We start from the raw sequence: 387 nt of genomic DNA on the forward strand, positions 1-387 counted from the left end.
CCCTTCGATCTGGCGGTGGAGATTCCGGTGCGGGGGGAGTTGTTCGTGTTGGGGGAGGGGCGGTGTGTGCTGGTGCTGACGTTGCATCACATTGCTGGGGACGGGTGGTCGTTGGCGCCGTTGGCGCGGGATCTGGTGGCCGCGTATGGGGCGCGGGTGGAGGGTCGGGTGCCGCGGTGGGAGTCGTTGCCGGTGCAGTACGCGGATTACGCGGTGTGGCAGCGGCGGGTGCTGGGGGAGGAGTCGGACGCGGGCAGTGAGATGGCGCGTCAGGTGGCGTACTGGCGCCAGCGGCTGGCGGGGTTGCCGGATCAGTTGCAGATCCCGGCGGACCGGCCGCGTCCTGCGGTGTTCTCCCATCGGGGTGGCAGTTGTGTCTTCCGTTTG

1 protein-coding gene is annotated in these 387 nt (G+C 69.3%); it reads left to right on the forward strand.

The features are described 5' to 3' along the window. Nucleotides 1-9: 9 nt before the first annotated feature. The coding region (locus tag KWI83_RS37905) for a condensation domain-containing protein (protein WP_374106469.1) at nt 10-387 on the forward strand (378 nt) is incomplete at its 3' end.

Origin of the sequence: Streptomyces sp. TRM70350 (genome assembly GCF_019219825.1) — a bacterium.
Classification (GTDB): Bacteria; Actinomycetota; Actinomycetes; order Streptomycetales; family Streptomycetaceae; genus Streptomyces.